This window comes from Halobacillus sp. (assembly GCF_049282395.1).
Lineage (GTDB): Bacteria > Bacillota > Bacilli > Bacillales > Halobacillaceae > Halobacillus.
Genome location: NZ_JBAPTY010000078.1, coordinates 1 through 6,658 on the forward strand (window position 1 = coordinate 1; position 6,658 = coordinate 6,658).

The window sequence follows — 6,658 nt, forward strand, 5'->3', positions numbered from 1 at the left end:
GAGAAGGAACTAGGTGAGATCCCGCAGGGAGTGAAACGAGCGAGGAAGCTCACCGTTCCCCCATAGGAAAGTGAGCTATTTCCCCACCAGCCCTTCTCCAAATATCGTAACGGACCCAAATTATCTCGAAACTGAGTCTTACAGTAATCGACCCTATTGCGTAATAAGCTTTTTGCGAAAAACCAATAATAAACTCTAACAAAAGAGCTTCCCTACTAGTGGGGAAGCTCTTTTTAGGTAAATTAAGATTTCTCATATTTAATAGTCATCACAATTCCTTGATCGTAGTTTCCGAAGTTCGGGCCGAATAAATTCATGCCGCCTTTGTTTACGGCTTCCTCCTTGATGCCCAATTTAAAAGCCACATAGGGGTAATCATGGAGCTGGAGATCGTCAATGGAAAGTTCAGAGACTTTTTCGTTATCAATATAACAGCCGTCCTCTTTTATTTTCCATTGTTTCAGCTGCCCATATTGAGTTAAGCTGGTCCGCCACCATTCGGGTGTGTGAATGCCACGCTCGCCCCCAAAATCTCCTGGCGATGTGAAAGTCCCGGCTTCCTTATGATTGACCCAGGCGGTGATATCCGAAGGCCAGTCCAATTTATAGTTCGGTGCTTCCGAGCATACTTCTGCACTAAAGGTAATTTCTTTTGTTGTCCACTCGTAAGGAATACGGTTAGGGAATCGATACTCGACGTACCCATCTCTGAAATAAAGCAGCTGTGCAAGCTTCCGGTCCGTTTCGTAAAAAGAGCGCGGATCATCCTGGTGTCCAATGTACTCATCCGTCCCCACCAGACCGCAGTTAGGAACAGCGTAACAATCCAGGTAATCTCCAATATTCATCTCCAAAGTGAGTTCCTGTTCATTCGATTGCTCTTCTTTATTAAATAGGTCCATAATAATCCGGTCATAGTTGATGGCACTTACTTTTTGGGTCCCTCTTCCCGGAACCAGTTCCGTCACAATTAATTCGACTTCTTCCAGTTTATTAATATGAGAGGCGGTCGTAGAAAAAGGGAGTTCAAGCTTTTCTGCTAATTCATTTACGTTATGCGGCTTTTCACTTAATAGATTTAAGATATTAATTCTAGTAGGATTCGATAAAACCTTGCTGATCGGCAGCATATTTTCAAAGGTAAGGGACAGTTTTTTCAATTCTTCGGCCTCCGTGTCTAAAAGGATCTTTTCCATAGTATAACAAAATAATAAAAGGAGAAGGATACGAATCGTAATCCTTCTCCTTCCCTTTTAGCTTTGAGGGGAAGCCTCAGCTTCCTGTTTTCTAAGATTAATTTTTTCCACCGTTTCTTTATACTCTGTTTCCGTATAAGAGTAGAAATACATGATGATAAAACGGACGATCGAGCCTAGAGCAGGAAGTAAAGCAATGACGAAAAACAGCATGTCGAGCGTAAATTCACTCTGCGCTTGATTGGACTGGTAGTTGATGGCTGTCAGAATTAATCCGGTAGCTCCTCCGGAAACGGCTACAGACAATTTGCCGGTAAAGGTTTGCCCGGAGAAAATGACCGCTTCATTTCGTTTTCCAGTTTTAAGCTCAGTATATTCAATCGTTTCCGCGAGCATTCCTGAGATGAGAGGACCAGTGGTGGTATAAAGCAGCATCGTAATCCCGATAAAGATAAAGGATACAACGACACTGGAATAACCAAGGCTGAACCAGACGATTCGAATCAGAACATCCGCCGCAACGATCACCATAAGCATATGCTTCTTCTTATATTTATGGGCAAGCTTTGGAATAATAAAGAATCCGATACAGCTGGCAAAGCTGATGATCCCGAAAATCGTCATTAAGGAAGCGTTTCCAAGATTGTACGTAAAAAAGTAAATGTTCAAAGCCTGGGTAATATTCATAAACACATTACAGAAGAAGACGACCAGCACCGCAAACATCGGTTTATTGGCTCTAATGGCCCGAATCCCGTCTGAAAACTTCACCTTAGTCTTGGGTGGTTTCACTCGTTCTTTCGTGTTTCGGAAGCCGTTTAACATAATCGGCAGAGCAATGGCCATCAATACGATGGTAGCAAGCAGGTAGCCCTGTCCCATATTACCGCCACCGAGCCATTCAGTCAGTGGAATAAAAATCGTAGGGGACAAAGCAATCCCTGTGAACACTCCCATGTTGGCAAACGTGATCAGTTTGGTACGCTGCTGGGTGTCCTGACTCATAACGGAGGACAGGGACCAGAACGGAACGTCAGAAGCGGTATAAACCATGCCCCAGATAATGTAAGTAGCACCGGCATAAATGACTTTGGTGGTCATGCTTAAGCCATCCAGCGGAATAAAACAGGCAATGGTAGATAGAACAATTAAAAACGGCATGTATTTAAGATAGGGACGGAACTTCCCGTGCTTAGAATGAAGGGTGTCCATAATGGAAGCCATTAAAGGATCATTGATCGCATCCCACGTTCGTGCGATCAGGAAGATCAGACTGGCAGCTGCCGCTGATATTCCTAAAATATCGGTGTAAAAAAAGAGTACATAAGAACCTAATAGACCAAAGCTGATACACTGGGCAAATCCGTAACCGAAATAGGAAGCAATCTCTTTTTTTCGGATATCTTCCTTATACGTTCCCTCTGTCTGCGAATGCTGTTTAGCTGTTTGCATCCTTCTCTCCTCCTTCATATTATTCAAAAATAAACCCATCGGACTGAACGGAAGATAAAATGGAGCGGATTTCCCGCTGATCAAATTTATCGTTATGCTCGTGGTTCAGTAAACCATTGACTTCCTGCTCAACATCTGTCAGCTGTGTATAGCAGAATCCCTGAAACGAATCGGTTTCCATAACCGCTTTCATCAGTTTCTCAAATCGTGCTAACGCTTCTTTTTCCGTTTGAGGTCGTGCACCATATCCCCATGTGTTTGCGTCTTCCTGAGGACTAAAGGCAATGCCTCCAAACTCGCTCATGATGATAGGCTGGCCTGTGTATCGATAACCGCTGGCAAAGTTCTGCTTTTTACTGGTCTTAGAAGGGCTTTCATCTACATAGGAAGCTTTATCTTTATAAGTTGCCGCTATATCTTCCGCAGAAGAGTTATAGTCGTGAATCGTAAGGATATCCGTAGCGGTATGTTCCCAGCCGTCATTGCCAACGATCAGACGGGTTGGATCCTGAGCTTTAGTCTGATAATAGAGAGCGTTTACAAAATTCTGCTGATCTCTGCGATGATAAATTTCGTTTACGCCCCACGATTCGTTCATGAGTGTATAGACAATGACAGAGGGATGGTTATAGTGTTTCGTTACCATTTCCCGTGTTTCGCTCTGCATGGCCTGCATGGATGAATCGGAAAATTTAAAAAAGCTTGGCATTTCAGCCCACATGACAAGCCCCAGCTGATCGCAAAGCGTCATATATCTGCGGTCGGCAATCGTCTGATGACGCCTGACCCCGTTGAATCCCATCGCTTTGACTTTCGTTAAATCCGAATGCATCTCTTTGTAGCTGGCCGTCATTAATGAATCTTCATAATAGCCCTGATCCAGAATTAACTTTTGATAAAAGAATTCTTGATTCAGCAGAATTTTGTCATCTTTCACTTCAATGCTTCGCATGCCGAAGTAGCTTTCCGTCTGGTCCGTAATTTCGCCATCGACTTTTAAAGAGAAGTAAATATCATAGAGTTGTGGTTGTTCCGGCGTCCAATAGTAAACTCGAAAATCAGCCTGGTCAGACTCAGCATCTAGTTGTAAATCCACTTTTGTTTGATTGGGTTTAATCCAGGCTCCTGCTGAATGGATCCATTCATCTTTGAAATAAACGTGTGCTTCCAAATAAGCCTTCGACTGATGAAGCGGAAGTTCAGCTTCTACTCGCAAATTGGAGTGGGCTAAATCAGGTGTCATCTTCACACCTTTCATATGCAGGGAGGATACTTCTTCGAGCCATACCGGCTGCCAAATACCCGTTGTCCGTGTGTACCAACATAGAAAGTTATCTGATTTCCAGGACTGCTTCCCTATGGGCTGTTCCACTCCATTATGGTCTTCCGCCCGGACGGTGATCACATTGTTTCCTTCCTGTACAATCGAGCCAATTGAAAAGCTGAAGGGCGTATGACCACCTGCATGATCTCCGACAAACTGGCCGTTCACCCATACTTTTGTATAGTAATCGACAGCTTCAAAATGCAGGAGAAGCTCAAGGCCATCTCTTTTTTCCCAGTGAAAATGGCGTTTATACCAGACTACATCGTGCGGTTCCTGTGAATCGATACCAGAATTTTTACTTTGATACGCGTAAGGAACGTTAATCTGCTGTGGAAGGCTCTCCGCCGATTGCGCCCAGCCTTCCTGTTCGCCTTTGTTTTCATCATCCCATGCGAATTGCCAGTTTCCGTTCAAGTCGTACCAATGATTTCTTTTGAATTGAGGTCGAGGGTACTCGACGCTGTTGCTCGACTTTTTCTCAAGGCGAGAAATAGAACTCACCACCATTACAACCTCTCCCGTTCTGTATTTAAGTAAGGGCTTTCATAAGTTGACTTTATTATTACATATAAAGTTGTTTTATTACAAGTATTTTAGTAATAAAAATGATTAGATAATATTTGGATGGCTTGATGATGGGATCTCTTTGACTTTAGATACAGTTGGATAAGTAGAGAGAGGGGACTGAGCTTGACCAGGTCATAAGGTAAAAAATAAGGAAGTCTGCACAAAGATTTTAATAAGACTAATCACAAAAAAAGAAGAGCTGAAAAAATTCAGCTCTTCTTTATATAAATCTTAATGAGATCTAAAGGTCTAAATCTATTTTAGAAAGAAATAACAATAGAGTATCAGGTATGGAGATTAGAGGCTATTTCCAGCATTTACGATTTGGGCTAGAAATTCTAATACAAAGGTACGGACAATTAAATAAGACATAATCATGGAGACAGCAGATGTTCCTATGCTCCAGTAGAATGAGCGGGTGGATGCTGTCCGGTGCAGCCCATGATGATAGATAAAAAGGGCAGGAAGGATAGAGATGGTAAAGAATAAAGATAATCCAGCCGTGAATAAAGTGAGTGTGGTATAGCCTGCCAGCCCGAATATGATGGCGAGCAAGTTAAGACAGGAAAATGGAAGTACTACACTTCCGTACTGGGCTATGAGCCGTTTAAAGGACATGCCTTTACCCATCAACAGGTTCCCAGTGTACATACAGACTACTGCTGAGCCGACGAATAAGAGCACGAAAAAGAAAATGGATGAGGTAAAATTAATAAAAGGGAGAGCCTGTTGGCTGCCTTGTTCAGAAAATAGGGTCGAGAGCCCGCCAAGCATTGCGGTGTAAATTTTGTTAGCAAGAAAATAGAAACTTAACGCAAAGGTAGCCATGTAAATTCCAATCGATAGCATTCCATAGTAAAAGTGATCATGATCTGATGCTAAAGCCTGAGAGGGGTTTTTAATAATCCGTTGAAAATAATCCGTGTAGCCACTGAGCCGTTTCGGCTCGTTTGCGTTTCTGGAAACGCGGGTTAATATGGCGCTTTCTGCGGGAGCATATGGTTCAGCGACAGGAATAACCTCATAAATCGCATCATCATACGTTTCCGACTCTCGAAAAGAGCTTCCACAGACCGAGCAGAAGTTCCCGGCTGCTCGTTCGCAATGACAGGAGGGACATAACATAGTATCGCATCCTTTCTTAAGATGAGGACGTGCCTTTTTTATATATGTATCGTTCATTTCCAAAAACATGACACGTAATCCAAGAACCAGACGATTAGTAAAGGGAGGAGGGGATCACGTGATAGAGGTTCAGAAGCTTAAGGAACGCAGTATTCGCAACATGGGAGACGTACAGGCGGAAGTGCGAAAGCGTGCTCTGGAATTCATTGAACTAGCTTATAAAAAGAGAATTCCGGTTCAAATCTCTTCAGGGTTTCGGTCAATGGAGGAACAGGCCAGGCTTTACGGGCAGGGACGTCCGAATTACGTGTGGCAGGGGGAGAAATACGGAAAATCGGGAAAAATGGTAACGAAAGCTCAGCCAGGGCAGAGCAATCACAATAAAGGCTGGGCGATTGATTATTTCATTGTTTCGGAAGATGGTACGAAAGCACTGTGGAAGGTGGACGAAAAGTGGAGGCAGGCAGCGTCTATTGCTAAAAGCCTGGGATTTTCCTGGGGCGGAGATTGGAAGTCCTTCCCCGACTATCCGCATTTGGAACTCGTGCCGGGGACTGCTTCAAATACGGGGAGCGTATTGAGAAGAGGGATGAGCGGTTCTTCCGTGAAAGAGGTGCAAATCGTACTTATGGCACGAGGATATCAATTGGGAAATACAGGAGCTGATGGACATTTTGGACCACGTACAGAATCAGCAGTACGGGAGTTTCAGAGAGACTGGCTGCTTCGTGTTGATGGCGTAGTAGGTAGGGAGACAACGCGTGCTTTAGAGACAAGCGGCTATCCAGGTTTTCCGTTGAAAAGAGGAAGATCTGGGAAGTATGTCAGACAAATTCAAAGAGCGCTCGGTATAGATGTGGATGGAAGTTACGGAAGACAGACTGAATCTTCCGTCCGCAAATTTCAAACGAAGCACAAACTTCAAATGGACGGCATAACAGGCCCCGCAACCTGGCGAAAACTATTTCCATAACCAACCATAACCTTCCAC

Annotated in this window: 5 protein-coding genes; 1 reads left to right on the plus strand and 4 read right to left on the minus strand. The window is 43.8% G+C overall.

The genetic code is table 11. The annotated features are described in order from the left end of the window. Nucleotides 1-242: 242 nt before the first annotated feature. The 4 genes from WAM07_RS03860 to WAM07_RS03875 form a co-directional block, all read right to left on the minus strand. Nucleotides 243-1,160, minus strand: a complete 918-nt coding sequence (locus WAM07_RS03860) for an ArsR/SmtB family transcription factor (RefSeq protein WP_422164933.1) — start codon at nt 1,158-1,160, stop codon at nt 243-245. A 93-nt stretch (nt 1,161-1,253) separates the two neighbouring features. Continuing rightward, on the minus strand, nt 1,254-2,648 hold the full coding sequence (locus WAM07_RS03865; protein ID WP_422164935.1) for an MFS transporter: 1,395 nt from the start codon (nt 2,646-2,648) through the stop codon (nt 1,254-1,256). Between the two features lie 19 nt (nt 2,649-2,667). Next, entirely contained in the window at nt 2,668-4,482 is a 1,815-nt protein-coding gene (locus tag WAM07_RS03870; RefSeq protein WP_422164937.1) for a glycoside hydrolase family 2 protein, read from the minus strand. Nucleotides 4,483-4,839: 357 nt separating this feature from the next. After that, entirely contained in the window at nt 4,840-5,667 is an 828-nt protein-coding gene (locus WAM07_RS03875; protein ID WP_422164939.1) for a hypothetical protein, read from the minus strand. A gap of 118 nt (nt 5,668-5,785) precedes the next feature. Between WAM07_RS03875 and WAM07_RS03880 the strand changes: the two genes are divergently transcribed. Further along, nucleotides 5,786-6,640: a peptidoglycan-binding protein gene (locus tag WAM07_RS03880; RefSeq protein ID WP_422164941.1), complete on the plus strand. Its 855-nt coding sequence runs from the start codon at nt 5,786-5,788 to the stop codon at nt 6,638-6,640. The last annotated feature ends 18 nt before the right edge of the window (nt 6,641-6,658 follow it).

Excerpts from the sequence above, each read along its gene's own strand:
- WAM07_RS03865 (WP_422164935.1), bottom strand. The coding sequence starts at position 2,648 with ATGCAAACAGCTAAACAGCATTCGCAGACAGAGGGAACGTATAAGGAA.
- WAM07_RS03870 (WP_422164937.1), bottom strand. The coding sequence starts at position 4,482 with ATGGTGGTGAGTTCTATTTCTCGCCTTGAGAAAAAGTCGAGCAACAGC.
- WAM07_RS03875 (WP_422164939.1), bottom strand. The coding sequence starts at position 5,667 with ATGTTATGTCCCTCCTGTCATTGCGAACGAGCAGCCGGGAACTTCTGC.